Annotated in this window: 20 protein-coding genes; 5 read left to right on the top strand and 15 right to left on the bottom strand. The window is 49.6% G+C overall.

Annotation, left to right across the window (positions count from 1 at the left end; translation table 11 throughout):
- Positions 1-23: 23 nt before the first annotated feature.
- The 11 genes from IPF95_14585 to IPF95_14635 form a co-directional block, all read right to left on the bottom strand.
- The gene (locus IPF95_14585; protein ID MBK6475914.1) at positions 24-980 is read right to left on the bottom strand and encodes an MCE family protein; all 957 of its coding nucleotides are present in this window, start codon (positions 978-980) and stop codon (positions 24-26) included.
- Positions 977-1759, bottom strand: coding sequence for an ATP-binding cassette domain-containing protein (locus IPF95_14590; GenBank protein MBK6475915.1), 783 nt, complete (start codon positions 1757-1759; stop codon positions 977-979). The genes IPF95_14585 and IPF95_14590 overlap by 4 nt, the downstream gene beginning before the upstream one ends.
- 1 nt (position 1760) lies before the next feature.
- A complete protein-coding gene (locus IPF95_14595; GenBank protein MBK6475916.1) occupies positions 1761-2531 on the bottom strand; it encodes an ABC transporter permease in 771 nt (256 codons plus the stop codon).
- Between the two features lie 84 nt (positions 2532-2615).
- Positions 2616-3764, bottom strand: coding sequence for a prolyl oligopeptidase family serine peptidase (locus tag IPF95_14600; protein ID MBK6475917.1), 1149 nt, complete (start codon positions 3762-3764; stop codon positions 2616-2618).
- A gap of 117 nt (positions 3765-3881) precedes the next feature.
- Complete coding sequence (locus IPF95_14605) at positions 3882-4628, bottom strand: glycosyltransferase (GenBank protein MBK6475918.1); 747 nt, start codon at positions 4626-4628, stop codon at positions 3882-3884.
- Positions 4625-5191: a colanic acid biosynthesis acetyltransferase WcaF gene (gene wcaF, locus IPF95_14610; protein ID MBK6475919.1), complete on the bottom strand. Its 567-nt coding sequence runs from the start codon at positions 5189-5191 to the stop codon at positions 4625-4627. Before wcaF ends, IPF95_14605 begins: the two co-directional genes overlap by 4 nt.
- On the bottom strand, positions 5188-6333 hold the full coding sequence (locus IPF95_14615; protein MBK6475920.1) for a glycosyltransferase: 1146 nt from the start codon (positions 6331-6333) through the stop codon (positions 5188-5190). Before IPF95_14615 ends, wcaF begins: the two co-directional genes overlap by 4 nt.
- Positions 6320-7441, bottom strand: a complete 1122-nt coding sequence (locus tag IPF95_14620) for a glycosyltransferase family 4 protein (protein ID MBK6475921.1) — start codon at positions 7439-7441, stop codon at positions 6320-6322. The genes IPF95_14615 and IPF95_14620 overlap by 14 nt, the downstream gene beginning before the upstream one ends.
- Positions 7442-7519: 78 nt before the next feature.
- Positions 7520-8236, bottom strand: a complete 717-nt coding sequence (locus IPF95_14625; GenBank protein MBK6475922.1) for a hypothetical protein — start codon at positions 8234-8236, stop codon at positions 7520-7522.
- The gene (locus tag IPF95_14630) at positions 8233-9624 is read right to left on the bottom strand and encodes a hypothetical protein (GenBank protein MBK6475923.1); all 1392 of its coding nucleotides are present in this window, start codon (positions 9622-9624) and stop codon (positions 8233-8235) included. Before IPF95_14630 ends, IPF95_14625 begins: the two co-directional genes overlap by 4 nt.
- Before the next feature lie 29 nt (positions 9625-9653).
- Positions 9654-11135: a hypothetical protein gene (locus tag IPF95_14635; protein MBK6475924.1), complete on the bottom strand. Its 1482-nt coding sequence runs from the start codon at positions 11133-11135 to the stop codon at positions 9654-9656.
- A 39-nt stretch (positions 11136-11174) separates the two neighbouring features.
- Here IPF95_14635 and IPF95_14640 point away from each other — a divergent pair, with 39 nt between their 5' ends.
- Positions 11175-12422, top strand: coding sequence for a metallophosphoesterase (locus tag IPF95_14640; GenBank protein ID MBK6475925.1), 1248 nt, complete (start codon positions 11175-11177; stop codon positions 12420-12422).
- A 6-nt stretch (positions 12423-12428) separates the two neighbouring features.
- On the opposite strand, the gene IPF95_14645 is transcribed toward IPF95_14640, so the two are convergent.
- The 3 genes from IPF95_14645 to IPF95_14655 are packed head-to-tail and all read right to left on the bottom strand — an operon-like array spanning position 12429 to position 16650.
- Entirely contained in the window at positions 12429-13289 is an 861-nt protein-coding gene (locus IPF95_14645; protein MBK6475926.1) for a hydroxymethylglutaryl-CoA lyase, read from the bottom strand.
- Positions 13277-14353 (bottom strand): quinone-dependent dihydroorotate dehydrogenase, encoded by a 1077-nt coding sequence (locus IPF95_14650; protein ID MBK6475927.1) that lies wholly within the window; start codon positions 14351-14353, stop codon positions 13277-13279. The genes IPF95_14645 and IPF95_14650 overlap by 13 nt, the downstream gene beginning before the upstream one ends.
- A gap of 53 nt (positions 14354-14406) precedes the next feature.
- Positions 14407-16650: a TonB-dependent receptor gene (locus IPF95_14655; protein MBK6475928.1), complete on the bottom strand. Its 2244-nt coding sequence runs from the start codon at positions 16648-16650 to the stop codon at positions 14407-14409.
- 86 nt (positions 16651-16736) lie between these two features.
- Between IPF95_14655 and IPF95_14660 the strand changes: the two genes are divergently transcribed.
- From IPF95_14660 to IPF95_14675, 4 genes are all read left to right on the top strand, one after another.
- Positions 16737-17399: a metal-dependent transcriptional regulator gene (locus IPF95_14660; protein MBK6475929.1), complete on the top strand. Its 663-nt coding sequence runs from the start codon at positions 16737-16739 to the stop codon at positions 17397-17399.
- Between the two features lie 6 nt (positions 17400-17405).
- Positions 17406-18227 (top strand): ZIP family metal transporter, encoded by an 822-nt coding sequence (locus tag IPF95_14665; GenBank protein ID MBK6475930.1) that lies wholly within the window; start codon positions 17406-17408, stop codon positions 18225-18227.
- A gap of 142 nt (positions 18228-18369) precedes the next feature.
- A complete protein-coding gene (gene smpB / locus IPF95_14670; protein MBK6475931.1) occupies positions 18370-18813 on the top strand; it encodes an SsrA-binding protein SmpB in 444 nt (147 codons plus the stop codon).
- Complete coding sequence (locus IPF95_14675; protein MBK6475932.1) at positions 18813-20810, top strand: glycosyltransferase family 39 protein; 1998 nt, start codon at positions 18813-18815, stop codon at positions 20808-20810. The genes smpB and IPF95_14675 overlap by 1 nt, the downstream gene beginning before the upstream one ends.
- A 324-nt stretch (positions 20811-21134) precedes the next feature.
- Here the strand turns inward: IPF95_14675 and IPF95_14680 are convergent, their stop codons facing one another.
- The gene (locus IPF95_14680) at positions 21135-22055 is read right to left on the bottom strand and encodes a DUF3078 domain-containing protein (protein ID MBK6475933.1); all 921 of its coding nucleotides are present in this window, start codon (positions 22053-22055) and stop codon (positions 21135-21137) included.
- Positions 22056-22100 lie beyond the last annotated feature (45 nt).

Raw genomic sequence — 22100 nt, forward strand, 5'->3', positions numbered from 1 at the left:
CGTCACAGCTCCAAATCGACTGCTCACCGTTTCTCCTTTTCCTTGAAGTATTTACGTAATAGGAAATTGCGTTGGAGTGCCCGCAGGTCTTCGTTCAGAAGCAGAGTCGTAGTATCCAAACGCACCATCATCCGGCGCACATCATTGGTCAGCGTTGAGTCGTTCGTTAGCAGTCGTGCAAGTCCATCTTCGCTTTCCAAATTCTGCGTGAATCGTTCCACGTTACCGATCGCCGAACCAAGGGTATCGGCTGATGATCGCAGGCGTTCCAGAGTGAGCCTCATTTCGTTCTGGGCATGCTCATCCGCCAGCAATACACCCAACGCTCCTTTGCCTTGCTGTACATCAGTAACGAGTTCATTAACGCCGTTAGTAAGCGACTTGGCATTCACTGCGGCAGTGTGTAACTGACCAACGGCATCTTGCAGTATCCTTCCCATCTCTGGATCAGTAAGTGAACCCAGCAGATTATCCGGGTCCGCCATACGTGCGGAAAACTTTCGCAGATCATCAGTAATGACCGCCAGATTCTGGTTCGTCCGTTCCAGTGTGCTCAACATGGCCTCTGTATCCAATGTAGGGATGGACTGAAGCATGCTCTCGTTGGTAATGGGTTCTCCGGCACCTTCACCTGGAAGCAAGTTCACAAGCTTATTTCCGATCAATCCATCAGTGCCAATGCTGGCCATTGCATTGGTCCGGATGTGGGCAGTATTCTCTGAACTGATCTGCATAGTGACCAGGACAGTGGTATCGTTCACGATCTCGATCGCATCCACGATCCCGACATTGATACCAGCGTACCGTACGTTATTCCCTGCCCGCAAACCGCCGACTTCCCGGAATTCAGCGTGTACGGTCACGGACCGGGAGAACATCTCCTTGCGCGATCCCATGACGTACAGGATCAGTAATAGGACAGCAGTACCTGCTAGAACGAATACGCCGAGTTTGAAACGTTGTGATCTCTGTTCGTTCATGATAAAGAATCAAAGAAAAGACGAACCACTGGATCAGTGGAACGCATGAGTTCATTGTAGGATCCCTGTGCATAGGCCCGTCCTTCATGCAGGACAACAACACGATCCGCTGCCAATTTTGCGACGTTCAGATCATGACTGATCAATATCGATGACGTTCCGTAGGCGCGTTGCAGTTCAAGGATCAATTCCACGATCTCACGTCCGGTTATGGGATCAAGGCCGGTTGTCGGCTCATCATAAAGGACAATATCAGGCCGCATGATCAGCGTGCGTGCTAGCGCGATCCGTTTCCGCATACCACCTGAAAGTTCATTCGGCATAAGGTCCATGGTATGCAACAACCTCACGTCTTCCAACGCTTTCACCACCCTACTGTTCCTTTCATTTGCCGGAAGTCCACTCCAATGACGACGCATTGGAAATTCCAGATTCTCCCGAACGGTCATGCTATCGTACAAGGCGTTACTTTGGAAAAGGAAACCGATCCGTACGCGCATATGATCGAGACGGGTATGATCCATTCCGAGCATATTCTCCCCAAGTACTTCAATGGATCCAATATCAGGTCTCACGATACCGATGATGCATTTGATCAGCACGCTTTTACCTGAGCCCGATTTACCAAGCACCATAACGCTCTCTCCTTTATGGACTTCGAGGTCAAATCCCTTAAGCACTTTATTCGAGCCGAACGCCTTGTGCAGATCGTGTATGCGTAGGACGACTTCATCGCTTTGGGCAATTCCGGATCCATTCACGTCGGCAATTCGTTCCATGCTAGTTATATCCCAATAGCTCGGTGACCTGCACAGCGATCAGGTCCAAGATAAAGATCAGCAATGAGGCGACTACAACGGCACTATGTGCAGCTTGACCAACACCGGCGGTCCCTTTTTCCGTGCGAAATCCTTTGTAGCAACCCACGATCCCAATAGCAAAACCGAAGAAGAACGATTTGAAGAATGCTGGCAGGTAATCACTGAAAATGAGTGAATCGAATACTTGTTGAAAGAACAAAGGCCAACTGACATCACCTTTAATGTTAACGCCGATATAAGATGCATAAATGGCGATCGCATCCGCGAACACGACAAGCACAGGAAGCATAAGCGTGGTACTGATAACACGTGTGACCACAAGGTATTTGAACGGGTTGGTACCACTGACCTCCATCGCATCGATCTGTTCGGTCACCTTCATGGAACCAAGCTCTGCGCCCATGCTGGAACCGATCTTTCCCGCACATATCAGTGCAGTAATGACCGGGGCGATCTCGCGCACCACCGAAATAGCAACCATTGCAGGTAGCATGCTTTCCGCCCCGAACCGTTCCAACGTAGGCCTACTCTGAACGGTGAGTACCAATCCCATGATGAACGCAGTAACGGCCACCAGAGGCAGGGAACGGTATCCGTTGATGAAGGCTTGCCGCAATAACTCCTCCCATTCCATATTCGGACGGAAAAGTTCGCGAAAGAACCTACCGGTAAATCGGGCGAGATCACCAACCTCTTCAATGAAAGCGCGAAACGGATAGGAGCCTAACATTACGCCAAGCTACGTCTGATGAAAGATCAGGAACCTAACGATCGTCAGCCGATAAATGCTTCGGATCATAGCACGCCATACTGTCTATAGCTTCACCACTCTTTGAATGGAACTGGTGGAACCTTCCAGTACATGGACGAGGTAAACACCCTCCGCCTCCAGCGTGAATTCCAGCATGGTTGAAGACGTGACCACTTGCCGTACCACTTGTCCGGTTGCATTCTCGATCCTAATTGTACGTATAGTTGGTTGCTCGAAGCGCAGCGTGAAACTGTCCAATGACGGATTCGGCCCTACAGTGAAAGAAGCAGTACTATGCACTTGTTCCGCCACCCCAACGAATTGGCTCAACGTATATTGATTGAAGAACCGCCAGATCTCTTTACATGCATTTATATCCAAGTTTGTAACACCGACGATGAAGGGTGCACCCGGCCATGTATGACCACCGCCAATGATTTTGAAGAACTCTACCGAACTGCCAAGGTCTCCACCCGAGTAGACATAGTGTTGTGCGGTACAACCATCTGTTGTGTTGACATTCGGTACATCGGTGATCACCGGTGTGGCGCTACAATTATTGAACTGGACCCAATGCTGGACCAGATCCTCTATCCCAACGAAACCTCCTCCTCCGCCATAATTCACCGTAGGATCAGCGGTACCGTGGATCTGCATGACCGGAGTTGGATGCGTGGCGTTGCAAGCTGCTAAACGCGGTGTGATCATGGTCCCGGTGACCGAAGCGATCGCCGCAAAACGGTCACTTTGGAAACAGGCCAGATCATAGCTCATGAATCCGCCGTTGCTCATTCCGGTGCTGTACACCCGATCCGCTTCGATCGTGTATTGCAAGCTGAGTGTATCCAGCAAAGCAGCAACAAAACCAAGGTCATCCACCTGCCCTAAGCCGAAGGTATCCCAGAACCGATTTCCCTGAGGATCCAACGTGCCATTGGGCAGGACAATGATGAAATTGGCAGTGTCCGCGATCGATCTGAAATCGGCGTAGAGGGATTGCTGGAAATTATCACTGGTATAGCCATGAAAGTTGAAAACGACCGGAACTGGAGTGCCAGGCTGATAGATCGCTGGTACGTAGATCTTATAATCGCGTTGAAGGCCATCGTGCATAATGCTGCCATCCATATAGTTCTGGGCAGAACCAATGGATGCGGAGACCATCAGCAGCGAACCAATGGTTAAGCGTGAAAAAGACTTCGAACTTCTCATATTCATGGGATCTAAGATCATAACAGACACGCCGTTGAAATCGGTCGTTGCTTGGTTTCCCAGCCAAAGTAATGCTGGATCTTATAACTTGAAGCAGACGCGGCAACTATTACAGACTCAATGAAAGAACTGCATCACTTTACTCCACAGCTTACGGGTCACGAGCAATGGAGGTGCTTGGAATCCATTCAACCGCCAAGAACGGCGAACTTCAGTATTTGCTTTTAACACGTGTTTGACGCTTCCGTTGCTCATGCCGCCGAGACGGAAACGCACGAGGATCTCCGACAAGTGCACTGTGCTGATCTGTTCTTTATACAGCATGCGGAAGAGGATCTCATAATCCGCGGCAATACGCAGTTCTGTCTTGAAATGCCCGAACTTATCATAGGCACTTTTGCGGATGAATGTTGCCACGTGAGGAGGCATCCATCCTTCTTTGAACCGGTTCCGGTCGTATGCACCGCTCAACCATGTTCTCTTGATCTTCGAGATGTCGCCTTCGTCGACCATGATGATATCACCGTAAACAGCATCAACGTTCTGTTGCTCAAATGCTTTTACCACTTGATCGATGGTCCGTGGTGTCATCAGGAGATCACCTGCGTTCACGAAACCGATCACATCGCCGGTAGCTCTTGCAAGGCCTTTGTTCATGGCATCGTAGATCCCTTTGTCCGGCTCACTCAATAACACATCGATCTTGTTTCCATAAGCGTTCAGAATATCCAGCGTACCATCCGTACTTGCACCATCGATCACGATGAGTTCTATTCCCGGATATTCCTGGCCTAGAACTGAATCAATGGACTCCGCAATTACTGGAGCCACGTTGCGGCAAACTGTGATCAATGACAGCTTCATTCCATCACCCGTTCACGCACTGGTTTCGCAGGATTTCCTTGGTAGATCATATAAGCGTCCAGGTCCTTCGTGGCCACGCTACCAGCGGCCAACACCGCGTGAGTGTGCGCCGTAACTCCTAGTGTGACTATCGCACCAGCACCTATCCAACTGCCATCTTCCAACACCACCGGTCTGCTGTAGGTCGGATATTCGATCTTCTTGTAGTCGTGGCTTCCCTGAATGATCATTGCGCCTTGGCTGATCACCACGTTATTTCCTATGGTAAGTGAGTCCAAGTTATCAAGCCAGACGCGTTGTCCGATCCAGCTATTATTGCCGATGGTCAGCTTCCATGGGAATTTGATATTGACAGCAGGGTGGATCACTACCCCTTTACCCACCTTGGCGCCAAAGAGCCGCAGCAGCGCAGGTTTTAGCGAGCGGAACGGGAACATGGGGTTCAAGAAGAACATGGCATTGGTAAAATACCACAATGTTCGCTTAATGAACCCTGCACCAGGATCGAACGTTGCCGTGTTGTCGAATCGGCTCAAGTCCACTTTCGTTCGTTCGTTGTTCATCCGCGAAGCATCTTCATCATGCCAACTTTGGTCGTTGGATCCTGCACTTGCGCCATGCCCATGGCATATGCGCCTTTGCAAAGATGGTCGAATCCTGCTTGGTCCATATCCACCAGCGTTTGCATGGCCTGTGTGAATTGTACGGGTTGATCCAAAGGGATATCCCAACCGGCATGCTTGGCCTGTAGGTCTCTCCACGGAGAAGTATTGGCCAAAAGCAGGGGTAATCCGGTGGTCATTGCTTCGACCATGGTATGGCCGTAGTTATCTCCTTCGTTCGGCATGAACAGCGCGTGATGCTGGCCGCTCAAAATACCGAGGACTTGCTCGGAAGCAATTGGACCGTTGTAATTGAACGTGATGTTCTGCGGCAATGTCTTGATCGCGGCCTCACATTGGGCCCAGTATTCTGCATGATAGACCGGACCGTAGAGGTTGAACACCACTCTACCCTTAACACCACGCAATGTTTCGATGATCAGGTGGATATTCTTTTCCGTTGCTATTCGGACCACATTCACCAGATGTGCTTCACCAGCGACCTTGATCCTCATTGGAATGCCGTTATCGGACACCTTTCTTGGTAGGTTCGAAACCAAATGGATCTTGCTTGAGCGCCCTATTTGTTTACGGATGCTTTCTGTTTCCTCATCGCTCGTTGCCTGGAATTCTACCCCGCTGTATAAGCCAAGGGTACGCGCAATGAACAGGAATGCTTGTTTCTTCAATGCGCCTTGACCGACAGGCCCTGGCAGGAGCATGCCTCTGGCCACTACTATGCGGCGCCGTTTGCTTCCTCGCGTCAGCCACAAAGGCAAGATGGAATACCAAAATGAGAAGATACCGTTCACATAGATCGCATCCCACTTTTGTTCCGTAAGTAGCCGTTGCCAAACCTTGCTGCTCGTCTCTTTTTTGGAAGCATACAATACCCGCTCTCCTGTAGGCAGATCTGTCCACTGGTCGGGAACAATTCCTGGATATGGTTGGGTGTTTGTATAATCGGTATCGGCTGTTACAATGTGGAAGTGGCATTGATCCCCCAAGTGATCCACCATGTTGATCATGGAACGCACGGGACCACCACCGCGATAGCCAGGCTTATACCAATCCACGAAAACAAGAACGTTAAGCGTATCCATTTCCCATCAATTCAGCAGCCACCTTTGCCCATTGCGTTGGCCCCCACGTATCGCCTAGTTCTTTGCTCTTGGATCCCATCGCAGCCAGTTCAGCATCTGTAGAATCGATGAACGTGAGCATGGCATTCTTCAATTCGACCTTGTTATCCGCAGCAAATGAAGATCCATTCTGCCCAATTTGAAGGAAGCGTTCCGCAGCACGTATTTCACTGCTAAGAGCAAGCGGAAAACCAGCGCAGGCATGTTCCTGTACAACAACGCCCCAAGGCTCATACGTACTTGGGAGAATGAACACTCCACATTGTCTCAGTACCTCGGGCATGGCTTCCGGTTGAACGAATCCCATGTGCCGGATCTTGGGATTCTTGCCTGTCGGAGAGTTGGATACTTGATCGAACAATTCCCCGGTCCCCGTGAACCAGAGTTCCCAATCCTTTGTCCTGCCTTCCTCCGTAAGTTCAGCGAATGCATCACAAAGCAATTGGTGCTTTTTGATGGCAATGTAACGGGCCACGCAGATAAAGCGGTGAGGCCATTTCTCGGTCCTTTCCTTTAAAAGCTGATCACCTAACGCGAGGAAACGTTCGGTATCAGCAGCATAGAAACCTGTTCGGATATTCTGCTCCGCAAAACCCAAATTCAGGGCATAGCGCTTCTGGCCTTCACCGGTAACCCAAGCGTGTGAGAAAATGCTCGGGAATAGGATCCGCCCAGCAACGGAAGCTGCAATTTGTTTGGCATCACCTCTCCATGCGGTGTCGCTGCACATTACGGTAACAGTACCCTTTTTACGCAGTCTTCGGCAGACCTTCAGATAACCCTTATCGATCCAACCACTGCAAAGAACGAGGTCCGGCTTAAGCTTCAAAGCGAGACTTACGAGTTCATCTGCACCTAATTCCGCGCGTTCATAATGATGGAGGCCGTGGCCATACTTCAACTGGAAAGGTGCCTCGCTGTTAACAGGCCAATGGACAATGTGCACCTGGGTATTATGGTCGTTCGCAAGCGTTTGAAGGCACCCAAGCACATACGGTGCAAGTTCCGTATACAGCACAAGCACTTTACGCGGAGCACCTGTCGGGTTTGAAGTAAGAGGCAAAGCCATGGATCGGGATCAAGCCGGAAAACGTCGCCAAATGTACCGGATCAGGGAGTTAAGGCGCTGATCAACCTCAGTGAATGACTACGACCGATAACTTTTGATCCGCACGTCCATTATATGTTTTGGCCTGCGCCCATTTACAAAGCGCGCTCTATAATACCGGACCCAGAGCATAATTAGTGGTGCACCGATCAGCGTAGGCCATATCCATCGCAGCCAACTTGGTTCTATGAATTCCATATTCACAACACTAAAAGCAGACAATGTTGCAATGTATCCGGCCAAGAATCCGGTCATGTGTCCATAGAGCCATTCCTGCTTATCGTGACTTTTCTTGAAGAAGCGGCTCGTGTTCTTTACAACCAATAAAATTCCAATAGCACCGAAGATGAGGAATATCCAACCTCTTTTGTCGCTGTCATTAAAGATCGTGTGCGCGGCTCCCCAAAGAAAAAGCGCAACATTGAACAGGCCTGCCACGCCTTGAAGGATCCAATCCAAACGACCGGCTCGCTGCCCTTCATGAAGCTTTTTGTGGTACAACGAACGATACCCCGACGCAACGAGGTGAAAGCTGAATATGGCCAACATTGCCATGACCAAGTTGGGGCGGAGAATGCTCAGAATGATGGCAGTAAAAGTGACCAGCACCATGGAATAAAAGAACAGCTTACCCCAAAGTCTATGCTGGTTGCTTCCTTTTGCAACATACATGGCAACTGGAGCTACTATCAGCGCAATTATGCCGGCCGCGCCATGAATGGCGAACAATAGGTCTACAACGTAACTTTCCTTCATTCATCGGTGTTCAACAACGCTGGGGAGAGGCGTTCAGGGTGGGTATCAACTATTCTGAAGTACTGTTGCCGAAGCGATCCGATAGAATAGGAAGGCTCAAGATCCAACAAAGATATGTCACGCTTCTTATTTCCTGATAAGGTCTTATCGGTATGCACAATGACACATTCATTAGGCCCATCGACTGCGCTCAAGAGCAATGTTTCATAAGCGAGTGCCCAATGGATATGCAACCCGGCATGATCCAACTCGGCTCCAGATACGATGGCGTTGCGAATGCCTTTCTCTCGGACCTCTCCTACCAGATCATGTATCAGATCGAAGCGTTCATGGGCGGGCCGAGACGCGAAGGCGATCCCACGGAACTGAATGAATAGGACGACCAGGAATGGCAGAACGGCCCATCGCTGATAGCGCTCAGTGCTTACACCCAACGCCATCATAAGGGGTAGTGATATGAGCGTCGCCAACGGCAGAAAATTCTTTTCCATCATCATGGCAGCTTCACCAACGGAGTACGTCAATACGTTGAGCAGTACATAACCTATGATCGACCCGACGACCACTAGAAGCGTGTACCATTTTTTAGAATATGCGAGAATGCCGATCAATATGGAGAGCAAAATCCAAGTGGCTAAATAGTGGGTTGTCAACTGCCAAGAATGCCCCACCAGGAATTGTGACGCTGGTAGTTCCAGCAGGTCACTTAAATGGCTCAATCCTTGACCAGCTGAGGAATACAGCTCTGTTTCATAACTGGACGGTGGGAGTACTACACGAGAAAAAGCACCCCAGAGAATACATAATGCACCGAGAAGTAGAACGGTCTTGCGCGCCGAGGTAAGCAACGGAAAGAAAAGCGCTAGAATAAAAAGTGCGATCAAGAATCCCACTGGGTGAACAGTTAATACCAGCACCAATGCGCCCAGAACCATGGCTCCGTTTACTGAACTGCGCTGACGTTGGTATGGCCCTAACAATGCTCCAGCGAACAAAATTGGATAGCAAAGGAGGTAGTTTGCCTCCAGCACAATACCGTAAAATGTAAGTCGTGTACAGAGTACTGCTGCCAACGCACACCCCACCGCTAACCAAGGCATTCTCCACAAGTGAGCAAGTACGATGAAGATCGTGTATGGCACAAGCACATGTGCCAGCGACGCGACGATCAGTAGCCTATTCAGGTCCACATTGAACGCACGGAGCAATTTTACGATCAACTGTGGGAACACGGCACTAAAGCGGTGAACTTCTACTTCCACACCACTATTGTTCACCCATTTGAAGATCTGATAGGCAGAATCCACATGGATACAACGCACCATGAAATACTTGTATGCAAGTAAGAAAAGACCCAGAAAGAGCAAATGTCCGATCGCAATGAACAAGCTGCTCGGAACTATGGAAGTGAGGCGCTTCAGGGGTGGATGATTACGAGGCGGGAATAACTGAAACTTCCTGATCGATCCATGGTCCCAAGCATGTAGATGCCGTCACCGACCGAAGTTGTAACCTGTTCATTGTCCTGTATGGCGCCCGTATCAACGATCTGACCATGCATATTGGCCAATGTCCAACTGATATAATTATGGTGACCTGAATAATGGAATGAGCCGGAATTGGGGTTTGGTCCGATAGCTATGGCTGTGCTCGGTTGCTCCTCGACCGGAAGGGGGTCGAAATTTGATTGAACGGTTTCAAACTGCGTTGTGCCATTCAGGTCGGTCCGAACTATGAACATGTCTTTCCCACCTGCACCGTATGATTCTGTCCACCCACCGCATATGAATCCATCATTGAGTAGCGCAATAGTTGCCCCAGAATCATCACCGAACCCACCGAATGTTCGACCGAATTGAAAATCCCCATTCCAGTAACTCATCAACATGAACATATCCTTTCCACCGCCTCCTGTGGTCTTGGTATATCCTACTTGAATAAAATCGCCATTAGGCAGCTCGTAATGCTCAAAGCTTTCCTGATCGTTGATCTGCCCCCAGTTCTTATGCCATTGTTCGGAACCATTCGCATCGGTTCGCACGTGAAAAGCTTCTGTCCACACTGAATAGCTATGGGTTGACCCTACCATGGAATATCCACCATCCGCAGTTTGTATTACATCGTATGCAATATCAAGGCTATCTCCCCCATAACTATTCAACCACACTTCGTTTCCAGCAGCGTCCAGTTTCACAAGGAGCGCATCCTTATCTCCACTTGCTGAAATGACCGAACCCGCCAGAATGAATCCTCCATCGGCAGTAGGTTTTGACGATGATCCTTCCCGTGCAGTAGGTCCGCTAAATAAATTAGACCAGATCAGTTCGCCATTGCCATCCACTCGAACGTGCCATAACGCACCGCTCACATTCCCGTAACTATATGTAGTGCCCGTCAGAACAAGCCCTCCGTCCGGGAGCAGAGCTACATCATTGAAAAAATCCCAATCGCTTCCACCATAGGTTTTTTCCCAAAGGATATTTCCCGAACCATCCAGCTTAGCCAAATACCCATCGTATCCCCCTTCACCGGAACTATTGGTGTAGCCAGTTATGTAGATGAAATCATCAACCGTAACAATGGCGTCAGTTGCGTGCTCTATCCCCGCATTCCCAACTGCAACCGACCAGACCATCTCTCCCGAATTCCCCAAACGCACGACATAAATATCTGCCGAACCATTTCCAAAACTGCCAGTGGATCCCACGGCAATGAATTCATTGGTGCCGATCTTGCGAATGGCGCTGCATTCTTCGTCAGCAAATGCACCGTATGCTTTTCGCCACGTAGTCTGAGCACTTATGCCACTGCTTGTGACCAGGTACAAAAATGTTATCAGAACTAGCTGTTTCACGATATTCATCAGGGCAACTCCACGATAGGGGTTAAAGTTATTCATGCGTCCTTGAATCATGGAGCATCACTTTACCTTTACACCATGTCCCCACAAGCGGTTCGCAATTTCGGTATTTTTTTGGTGGTATTGTTCTTGATCGATCTCTATGCATACCGGGGTGTAAATACTGCTTTGGGCAATCACTCGGTCACGATCCGACGGATGGTTCGGTTCATTTATTGGGCGATATCGCTTGGCATGTTCGCTATGCTGGTGTGGACCATGTTCAGCTTCAGCAACGTTCGTCGGGATCATAGCTACTTATTCTCATTGGTGGCGCTTTTCCTGCTTTTCTTTCTACCCAAGTTGGTCATTGTGATCTTCCAAGCGTTGGATGACCTGCTTAATGTGGGACTCTTGGGCATATCAAAATTGACGCCCGGACCGGTCCTATCAAAAGGAGAATCGATCGGGCGGGTGCGCTTTTTGAGCCAATTGGGATTGATCGTGGCAACGGTTCCATTCGCAGGTGTTCTTTATGGCGTAACCAAGGGAAGAAGGACGTTCAATGTCTCTCACGTGCCTATCCGGTCCAAAAACCTTCCATCAGCGTTCGCCGGTGTTAAGATCGTGCAGATCAGTGACATGCATTTGGGTAGCTACGGTAATGATCTTTCAATGGTCCGCAATGGTGTGGAATTGATCAATGAACAACATCCGGATCTGATCATTTTCACTGGTGATCTGGTAAATGATTATGCAACGGAAGCTGAACCGTTCATTGAGGCGATCGGTGAATTGAAAGCACGGATCGGGAAATTCTCCATTCTAGGGAACCATGACTACAGCGATTACACCAACTGGGAAAGCGCAGAGGCCAAGGCTGCCAATTTGGATCGGTTGAAAATGATCCATAAGGAAATGGGTTTCCGGTTAATGCTTGACGAGAACCTTCCATTGGAAATGCAGGGTGAACAGATCGGCTTGCTTGGGGTACAGAATTGGGGTAAGAGTTTTCAGAAATACGGTGATCTGGGCAAAACCATCAAGGGGTCTGAACATTATCCGTTCCGCATATTATTAAGCCACGATCCCACCCACTGGGATGCTCAAGTAATGGGAACTGGTATAGACCTGATGCTGAGCGGCCATACGCATGGAGCGCAATTGGGGGTTAAGATCGGGTCCAAGACCTATAGTCCTGCGCAATGGGTCTACAAGCAATGGGCAGGGCTTTATTCGGAAGGAGATCAGAAACTCTACGTGAACCGAGGGTTCGGTTTTATCGGCTTCCCGGGTCGCGTGGGTATGCCACCGGAGATCACTGTTCTAGAGCTACAGAAAGGCTGACCAGCTTCATGCTGGGAACACCCTACCCGCTTTTTCGACCGACCGTGCCAATAGATCGAGGTCCAGTCCGGTAATGACTCCGCGGCTTTCCAGGTCACCCACGAACAGTTCCATTGCGAGATTCCCTACAAGGTCATCATCGGCCATTGGGCATCCACCATATCCTTTCAGAGCACCATCAAACCGTCGGCATCCGGCATTCCACGCAGCGTCCACTTTCGGTTTCCAGTTATCTAAGCGTGCGTGAAGGTGAGCTCCGAATTCAACCAGCGGTAGTTCCGGGATCAATGAGGTGAACATTGCGTGAATGGCATCCGGGCTTGCAATGCCTACCGTATCGCTCAATGCTATTATTCGAACCCCTAGCTCATTCACCAAACGATCGGTCCAGTGAATTGCGATCTCAGCATCCCATTGATCCCCATACGGATTTCCGAACGCCATGCTGATGTAGACTATCAACTCCTTATTGGCCTTGCGCGCTATTTCCGCTATGGCAGCCGTTCGAACCCAAGAACCTTCGATGCTGGTATTGGTATTGCGCTGTTGGAAAGTCTCACTGATGCTGAACGGATAACCCAGATAATTTACTCGCTCTTGCTTCGCAGCATCCTCTGCTCCACGTTCATTAGCAACGATCACGAGCAATTTGCTTTTGGAATTCTCCAGATCGACCCGTTCCAACACTTCCGCGGTATCGGCCATCTGCGGGATCGCCTTGGGACTTACGAAACTACCTATGTCGATCGTATCGAATCCCACCTTCAATAAGCCGTTCAAATAGTCCACTTTCACATCTGTGGGAATGAATTCGTGGATGCCTTGCATGGCATCCCGAGGGCATTCGATCAGTTTTACTTTTTCCATTTCACGTACACCTTATTGATCTGCTTTAACAATGCCGGGCCTTCATAAACAAGCCCTGTATAAACCTGAACGAGGTCTGCACCGGCTTCGAACTTTTCCATGGCCGCTTCTGCATTATCGATGCCCCCAACACCAATGATCACGACCGGTCTTGGAAGTCGAACACGCAGATAGCGCACAACCTCAGTGGATCGTGTCCGTACCGGAGAGCCACTCACACCACCTGCGCCCATGGCTTCCACATCGGCTTTCGGGGTAATAAGGTCATTGCGAGAAATGGTCGTGTTCGTCGCTACCACTCCTTCAATACCACTTTCTTTCACCACGGCTACAATATCATCCAACTGCTCATCTGTAAGATCCGGTGCTATCTTCAATAAAATCGGACGCACGGGCATTTTCTCTTCAGTCACCCCAGAGAGCGCGAGGCGATCATCAGGGGCTGATATTCTGATCCTCTGATCTTTTAATGCGCTTAAGATCTCCAACAACGGTCCTTTTTCCTGCAACGCACGTAGACCGGGTGTATTCGGACTACTCACGTTTACTACGAAATAGTCCACAACTGAATACAGCGCTTTGAAACAGATCACATAGTCGTTGATCGCTTCCTCGTTAGGTGTGTCCTTGTTCTTACCGATGTTGCCTCCGACAATAATGCCAGGTTTGCGCTGTTTCAAGCGCGCAACCGCTGCTTCTACACCTTCATTATTGAAGCCCATACGGTTGATCAATGCCCTATCCGGTTTCAATCTGAATAAGCGGGGTTCTGGGTTACCGGGCTGCGCCTTCGGTGTAACAGTACCGATCTCCACAAAACCGAACCCGATGCGACCTAACGCATCCACATGTTCCGCATTCTTATCCATTCCTGCTGCCAGACCAACTGGTCCCGGAAACCGAAGCCCCATCAATTCAAGTGAAGCATTCGCCGGAGGGCGCTTCCCGCCAAAAAGCCCTAATGCACCGGGAATGAGTTTAACAGCTTCGAGCAATGAAAACGTAAGCCTGTGAGCTCTCTCCGGGGAGAATTGAAATAGTAATGGTCGAATAAAGCGATACATCGAAGGCGCGAAGGTAGCGCGACCGGTTCGGTTGAATTCAGGTCTTCACTTCCTCAATTCAACGCCCATCGTACCCCAATAAATCCGCGCGCACCCTGCACTGGTGCGTACATATAGCTCGTATCGAATGTGTATCCGTTGGGGTTTGTACTAGGGTCGTTCGCGTTACGATCGAACGGATCGGATGGACGCATCAACGGATCCCTCGGCATGAAGTTCAGCATGTTCTTCACACCACCATAACATTCGAAACGGTCATTGAATTTGTGCGTCACCTGTAAGTTGATCAATGCATAGGTTGGTGAGTATTCCGGGCGAAAGTCGTTGGTTTGGATCGGTAACCGCATGGGTCCGTACCATTGTCCGGTCAGGTCGGCGGTCCATTGCTTTGGGAATTCATAGCTCGCTGTGATGGTTCCTGACCATTCAGGTGCAAAGTATTGGGTGGAACTAATTCCGTCTTGTACTGTAAAGACCTGCATCCACGTGGCACCAGCAATAACGCGCAATGGGTTCCCGATGCGTGCTTCGAGGTTCAAACTTGCACCGCGCGAAGTGCCATGACCATTGAGGTTCCGGTATATGATCTGATCTTGATCAGTAGTGTAATCCGGCAGAATGCGATTGCTGAAATGGGTGTAGAACAAGGACCCATCTAAACCAAAGAAGCGTTTTTCACCAGGCCATTTTCGTATGATATTCAGCGTTCCGTTCAATGAACGCTCCGGCAACAGATCGCCTTCTATCAATACTTGGCGTGAACCGGTAAGCGCTGCGTGCTCCTCTGTGAACAAATTCACCACACGATAGCCGGTTCCGAAGTTGGCGCGAACAGCCCAGCGGCCATTTGGGGCCCATTTATAGGCAATGCGAGGGCTTTGCACCAATCCATGATTCCGATCATGGTCAACACGATAACCGAGCAATAATTTGTGGGTTTCCGTCACGCTCCATTCATCTTGCAAGAAAAGGCCAGGGAGCGGTAAGATCTGTGGTGCATTGTGTCTCACTTCGCCTTCGTACCGAGCAGTCCCTATAGTGTTGTCATCATACCATGTGTAACGATAGGCCAAGCCGTATAGGGCATCATGTCGTGCTCCGAAACGCTTGCTACCATAAAGTTGTGCGAAGAATACGCGTTGGTCGGCATCGTACGGTGTAGTTCCATAGAAGGATCGCTGCTGATGTCCATTTGCACTTAATTGTGCGGTCAAATTTCCGGGTACTGGGAGTTGATACTGACCGATCACTTCCCATCTGCGTGTGGCGATGTTCTCGCCGTACAAACTATCACTACCTGCAAAGGCCGGAGTCCACTTCATGTCACCGCCCCACCGATCTTCGTGCACATAACGAACGGCAATACTTGCCACTTTACTGTCAGGTCTACGAACGGTGAATTTGTTGAATAAGGAAACCCTTTCTTGCAGTGTTACATCGGTAAAGCCGTCGTTATTGTGATCCACTGGAACTGAGTAATTGAACACGCTAACACCCAATAGATCGCTTACCTTCTTTTGACCAAACCGCAAACCAATATCCGCATTGTACTCTTGGTAGGTAGTTGCCATAAGGTCCACAACAGCGCGTGGTGCTAGTACCGGGTCCTTCGTGATCACGTTCACCAAGCCACCCATTGCCTCGCTACCATACAAAGAAGAACCTGGACCTTTAACGATCTCGACGCGCTCAACCAAACTGGTCGGGATCCCGCTAAGGCCGTACACGGTGCTCAGCCCACTTACGATCGGCATACCATCGATCAACACCATCGTATATGGGCCCTCCATACCGTTGATGTGGATATCTCCAGTGTTGCATACGCTGCAATTGATCTGCGGTCGCACACCGTTCACCATGCCAACAGCATCGAACAATGATGGGCTGGGGTTTTTACGGAACAAGGCCGGAGTGATCACCTCAACCGAAACCGGACTATCGCTGCGCGAAACTTCACGCATGGTACCTGTAATGACGACTTCTTCGAGACCGTTGATATCCCCCACGAGTTCGATATCACCAAGATCCATCGCATCAGAAGTGGCCTTGAAGGAGATCTCCTTCCTCACGAAGCCCAGCCCAGTTGCAACCAGAACATAGTTTCCCGGAAGTTCCAGTTCGATCATGAAATGGCCATTCATATCGGAAGATGTCCCTTGAGAAGAGCCCTTCAGAGCAACGCTGGCGTATGGCACGGCACTTCCCTTAGAGACGAATCTTCCACGAATGGAAATATCCTGTGCGAAAGAGCCCAACTGCAAGGTCATGACCGAGAGAATAGCCAGCCAGCGAAACATCATGCGTCAAAGCTAACTTAAAATTTAGCTGAAACTAAATATATTTAGAGACAAGTAACAATTACTATCTTCGTACCAGGAACAAAATGTTGAGCCGTAGCGAAGAAGACCATATCAAAGCCGTGCATGCCTTGTTGCAAAAAGGACAAAGTGCAAGCACTACTGATGTTGCAGAGCGCCTTGGCATCAAGGCAAGTAGTGTTACCGTAATGTTGAAGAAGCTTGCTGAAAAGGGGCTGATGAAGCATCAACCGTACCATGGAGTGCAGCTAACAGCAAAAGGCAATGTGGCGGCATTGAAATTGGTACGTAAACATCGGCTATGGGAAACATTCTTGGTAGAGCGACTAGGATTCGGTTGGGATGAGGTACACGTAGTGGCCGAACAAATGGAACATGTGAGCAGCGATAAACTGACCAACAGTTTGGATGATTATTTGGGTAATCCGAGTTTCGATCCGCACGGCGACCCTATACCGGACCGTAATGGAAAAGTGAAAAGCCGGACCGTAAAGTCATTGACCGAATGCGCTATTGGTGATCGCGTTCGAATAGCTGCGGTTAAGGACCCGAGCGATCCTTTATTGAACTTATTGGACCAAAAAGGTATAGGGATCGGAATGGTCTTTCAAATAGAAGCGCAATTGGCCTTTGATGGGAGTGTGGAATTGCGGAGCAAACAAGGACCAACCTACACCTTGAGCGCATTGGTGGCCGATCAACTTCAAGTAGAGCCCGCCAAAGCGTAAATCAAGATGAGAACGATCATTGAATATTTTGAGAGCATCGATCCGGTATTAGCTGCGTTCCTAGCTACCATGTTCACTTGGTTGGTCACGGCAGCTGGTGCCTCGATCGTTTTCTTCTTCAAGACCCTGAGCCGCAGGTGGCTCGATGGTATGCTCGGCTTTACCGGAGGCGTGATGATCGCAGCCAGCTTCTGGAGCTTGTTGGCACCTAGCATTGAGATCAGTGAGCGCCTAGGCATGATCAAGTGGCTTCCACCGGCCATCGGATTTGCAGCAGGTGCCATGTTCCTGTTCGTGTTGGATAAATATGTGCCCCATCTACATATCAACTTCGATCCGAAGAACAGCGAAGGCCCGAAAACGGAATGGCGTAGCACTACCCTATTGATATTGGCAATAACCCTACACAACATTCCGGAAGGTCTGGCTGTTGGCGTGTTGTTCGGTGGCGTAGCGGCGGGAATGCCAGAAGCGACAATTGGTGGTGCGGTGGCGCTAGCGATTGGTATCGGGCTCCAGAATTTTCCTGAGGGAATTGCCGTGAGCATGCCGTTACGCCGATTAGGTGTAAGCCGGAGGAGAAGCTTCTGGTACGGCCAGCTCAGCGCGATCGTAGAGCCGATAGCCGGTGTGATCGGCGCGTTGGCCGTGATCTGGATGCAGCCCGTTCTCCCCTATGCGTTGGCCTTTGCCGCAGGTGCCATGATCTATGTGGTCGTAGAAGAAGTGATCCCGGAAACACAGCAGGACAACTACACGGATGTTGCAACACTTGGTTTCATCGGAGGCTTTCTGGTGATGATGATCCTGGATGTGGCTTTGGGTTGATAGTTGTTAGATCTTGGTTGTTCTTAGTTGGTGTAGATCCGTGGCTTCCTTGTGAAACGATCTTATTGGGAAACGTACCATTCCTTGATGTCGACTAACAACCAGCAATGATCAACCAAGGTCTCCGTAGTTTCGCGCCGCTATGGCCAGTCCTAAGATCGACGTAAAGAACCGTAAAGCGGGTTTCGAGTATCACTTGCTCGATACGTATGAGTGCGGCGTCATTTTGATGGGCTCTGAGATAAAGAGCATTCGGGCAGGAGGTGCCAGTATCAGCGAGGCGTTCTGTGCGTTCTTGGGGAACGAATTGGTTATCCGGAACATGCAGATAAATCAATATGGCACCAACATACATTTCGTACACGAGCCTAAGCGCGATCGCAAATTGCTTTTGCATGCCGCGGAATTGGCGAAGTTGAAAAAGAAGCTTAAGGATGTGGGTATGACGATCATCCCTACCCGACTTTTCATTGCTCCTAACGGCATTGCCAAAATTGAGATCGCATTGGCGAAGGGCAAGAAAATGTTCGACAAGCGCGAGAGTTTAAAGGCCAAGGACCTACAACGCGATATGGAACGCGATTGATGCACTGGCGGGAGCACATCGCAAGGTACGGAACCGCTGCCTTTCCCGGTGCCGGTTGGGTGCGTTGGACATTCATTTGTCTTTTCGTTGTTGCGGCAATACTCCGCTTCTGGAATTACACGAGCATACCGTACACGCATGATGAGATCAGTGCGTTGGTGCGCATTTATCCTTCGCTGACCGAAACCGTGCAACACGGTGTTATGGACCTGGATACCCATCCACCGGGTGTGCAGGTCTTCGAATGGGTCTGGACAGGACTTTTCGGGATGGAGGAGCATGTTGTGAAACTTCCGTTCACCCTACTAGCACTAATAGCTCTGTTCTTTCTTTTTCGGTTTGTGCAAGCATGGACAACGTCCTCTGTCGCCTTGGTCTTATTGGCCCTTCTTGCCACACTTCAATATACCGTGATGTATGCCCAGATCGCACGCCCTTATGCGATCGGATTCTTCACCACCGCAATACTGGCAGACCAATTGACCCGGTATTTGGCCAATGGCCGTGTTAGCGCGTTGATCGGTATTGGTGTTGCTGCGTTGCTTAGTGCATACACGCATCACTTCTCAATGCTGCTCGCTATGCTGATGGTGGTTTCCGGTTTTTTATTGATCCGGAACGAACAACGAAAGCACTATTTGATCGTGTGTGGCATCGCGATCATCGGATACCTGCCCAACATCCCCATATTTCTGCATCAGCTTGGGCAAGGCGGTCTCAGTGAATGGCTTGCTGTACCTGATCGGAACTGGATCTTGGACTATGCATGGTGGGTAGCCCATTGCTCCATGGCATTCGCCTTGGTTTTGATCGCGCTCATCATAACAGCGATCGGACGTGGAACACGGATCAGATACGTTAAAGGTCCTCTGAATTGGGTACTAGCATTTTGGGGCATCATGCCGTTGGCGATCGGGTTAGCATATAGCATTTGGCATGCGCCAGTTATACAGTATTCGTTGGTTCTTTTCAGTTTTCCGTACATGATGCTTTTGCTTTTACAGGGACTTGGCAACTTGAACAAGTGGATCACCATTGCGCTCTGCGCCCTACTAGCAACCGTTTCCACAGTAACGTTGATCAAGGAACGGCATCACTTCGACCTGTTCTATGCTTCGAAATATGAAGCCATCGTACAAGGCGTAATAACCGCACACGAGAACGACCAACTCGCCATTGTTGATGCACCGAATGAAGTGATCGCGTTCTATGAGAGGCTTTGGAACATTGATCCAAAAGCGATGCCCCACGTTCAGATGCGAATGGACCCGGAGCGACCACAGTTGGACAGCCTTCTTCGCAACCCCAGCGTAAATACCGTGTTCTACGGTTTCAGCAATGGCGCACCTTCAGAGCAGTTAGCACGGATCCAGTATTATTTCCCGAGCATGGTTGAACGCCATGACTACATGGAAGGACAAACCTTTCTGTTCCAACGATCAAGACCATCCGATCAAGGAACTTTGAATGATCGTAATTTCCGTACATCCATTCATCCCGGCCAAGCTATTCCTGATGATCGCAACATGATACGAGGCTATAAGTGGCAGATCAATTCAGATGTTCCAGTGGCTTACGATGAGGAGTCCTTACCGTTTTGGGATCTCACCGATCGCGAATACGGCATTCTGATCGAGTTAAGTGGCCATTGGCTCAACAGTGTGCGTGATGATGAGCTCGAAGTGATACTGGAAATGGATAGTGTGGATGGCGACAGCGATGTTGCCGTGGCCTTCGAATTTGTGCGGGACGACAGCACCGTATTTTACAGAACTGGCGAACTGAAGTCAATGCTGCCGATCAATGGCCGGGTACCACTTGTAGTTGTAGGGTCCATTAGGAACGCTGGCCCCGGAACATCGGTAGTTGCGCGTGCCTATGTTCACAACCGTACGAAAGGCCCGATCCGGGTCCGCGGGATGGAGGTGTACCGTAGAGATGCGAACCCTGTGCAGTATGGAATGGTGGAACCGATCCGGATATTGGGGAATCGCTGATCTGAATAGTTCGATCCAATTCTATCTGAACTGGAACCTCGTTGAATGAAGAGGATCATTTTACAGCACGTGCTCCTGTTCCTGGTCTTTACAGGAATTTTTGTGCTATCGTCGGAATGGATCCTGAACCTATTACTGCCGGATCTCATCAGGTTGAACACTGGCTCCTTTTGATCACGATCGGTACGACCCTGTTATTCATGCTCACCTTGATCTCTTGTATTGTATTCCTTTTCCGAAGGAAGCGTAGGTCAAACACGTAAGCAATACGCATAACAAAAAGGGCCACCCGAAGGCAGCCCCAATTGATTGTCCGGTAAAGGATCAAAGATTGAATGTCAATCCGATTCCAAGCGTTTGCTTGAACTGCGTTCCTGGACCGGTGTACTCGATATCATCCTTATCGGTCTTGGTCAAGTTGGTGTCATGATCATACAACAACAGCGTATTAAACGTTGCTGCGAACCACTTGTTGATCTGTAGGGTCCACAAGGTTTCCCAGGTAACATCCATGTTCTGAGGGTTACGCAAGTAGTTGCTGAAAAGGTCGCCGCGGGTCATGAAGGTGAAATTCTCAGAGAACTTCGTCTTGTACATGGCGCGGATGTATCCACCCAACTCGAATTCCGTGGTGCTGCCATTCTTCACGCCGTAAACGCGTAGTTCCGGATCCGTACTGCCTCCGAACAATTTCTTGTCGTTCATAATGACCAAGCGGGCCGTGGCCGGCGATAGGAACACGCTGAAGTTGTCGTTAGGTCGATACTCTGCACCTACACCAAGCAATGTATAACCAGGTGCCAAGAAATTGGAAATACGGTTCATATCGGCATCAAAACCTTCGGTGAATTGGGTCTTGAACTGGAAAACGCCTGCCAAATACCATTTGGGTTTCAAGGCATAGCCGTATTTGGAGTTCAATTCAATACGGTCATCGGTCTTAACCGGGTCGCCATTGTTGATCTGCTGACCGCCGAAAGCAAGCACCAAGCTATTATCCCAATTGGTACGCCCTTTCTTGCGATTTGCAGCACCATTGAACATGGCAATACCGCTTACGGTGTTGAACCCACCTGCGGCCCAATTGGTCAGATTGACCTGGGTCAGATTGATGTTGAAGACACCACTTTTGGTCCATCCATCAGGAATGGTATCAATAGGACGGGCTGCAAGTGCAGCATCCGTAATATCGGTCTGTGCGTTCATTATGCCACCCACCGCAAGGGCTACGTTTAGCAATGTCACACGTAGGAGTGTTGATCTAAGTTTCATTCGGGTTAAAGATTTAGC

This window comes from Flavobacteriales bacterium, assembly GCA_016704485.1.
GTDB lineage: Bacteria > Bacteroidota > Bacteroidia > Flavobacteriales_F > PHOS-HE28 > PHOS-HE28.

Excerpts from the sequence above, each read along its gene's own strand:
- IPF95_14585 (MBK6475914.1), bottom strand. The coding sequence starts at position 980 with ATGAACGAACAGAGATCACAACGTTTCAAACTCGGCGTATTCGTTCTA.
- IPF95_14590 (MBK6475915.1), bottom strand. The coding sequence starts at position 1,759 with ATGGAACGAATTGCCGACGTGAATGGATCCGGAATTGCCCAAAGCGAT.
- IPF95_14595 (MBK6475916.1), bottom strand. The coding sequence starts at position 2,531 with ATGTTAGGCTCCTATCCGTTTCGCGCTTTCATTGAAGAGGTTGGTGAT.
- IPF95_14600 (MBK6475917.1), bottom strand. The coding sequence starts at position 3,764 with ATGAGAAGTTCGAAGTCTTTTTCACGCTTAACCATTGGTTCGCTGCTG.
- IPF95_14605 (MBK6475918.1), bottom strand. The coding sequence starts at position 4,628 with ATGAAGCTGTCATTGATCACAGTTTGCCGCAACGTGGCTCCAGTAATT.
- wcaF (MBK6475919.1), bottom strand. The coding sequence starts at position 5,191 with ATGAACAACGAACGAACGAAAGTGGACTTGAGCCGATTCGACAACACG.
- IPF95_14615 (MBK6475920.1), bottom strand. The coding sequence starts at position 6,333 with ATGGATACGCTTAACGTTCTTGTTTTCGTGGATTGGTATAAGCCTGGC.
- IPF95_14620 (MBK6475921.1), bottom strand. The coding sequence starts at position 7,441 with ATGGCTTTGCCTCTTACTTCAAACCCGACAGGTGCTCCGCGTAAAGTG.
- IPF95_14625 (MBK6475922.1), bottom strand. The coding sequence starts at position 8,236 with ATGAAGGAAAGTTACGTTGTAGACCTATTGTTCGCCATTCATGGCGCG.
- IPF95_14635 (MBK6475924.1), bottom strand. The coding sequence starts at position 11,135 with ATGAATAACTTTAACCCCTATCGTGGAGTTGCCCTGATGAATATCGTG.
- IPF95_14640 (MBK6475925.1), top strand. The coding sequence starts at position 11,175 with ATGTCCCCACAAGCGGTTCGCAATTTCGGTATTTTTTTGGTGGTATTG.
- IPF95_14645 (MBK6475926.1), bottom strand. The coding sequence starts at position 13,289 with ATGGAAAAAGTAAAACTGATCGAATGCCCTCGGGATGCCATGCAAGGC.
- IPF95_14650 (MBK6475927.1), bottom strand. The coding sequence starts at position 14,353 with ATGTATCGCTTTATTCGACCATTACTATTTCAATTCTCCCCGGAGAGA.
- IPF95_14655 (MBK6475928.1), bottom strand. The coding sequence starts at position 16,650 with ATGTTTCGCTGGCTGGCTATTCTCTCGGTCATGACCTTGCAGTTGGGC.
- IPF95_14660 (MBK6475929.1), top strand. The coding sequence starts at position 16,737 with ATGTTGAGCCGTAGCGAAGAAGACCATATCAAAGCCGTGCATGCCTTG.
- IPF95_14665 (MBK6475930.1), top strand. The coding sequence starts at position 17,406 with ATGAGAACGATCATTGAATATTTTGAGAGCATCGATCCGGTATTAGCT.
- smpB (MBK6475931.1), top strand. The coding sequence starts at position 18,370 with ATGGCCAGTCCTAAGATCGACGTAAAGAACCGTAAAGCGGGTTTCGAG.
- IPF95_14675 (MBK6475932.1), top strand. The coding sequence starts at position 18,813 with ATGCACTGGCGGGAGCACATCGCAAGGTACGGAACCGCTGCCTTTCCC.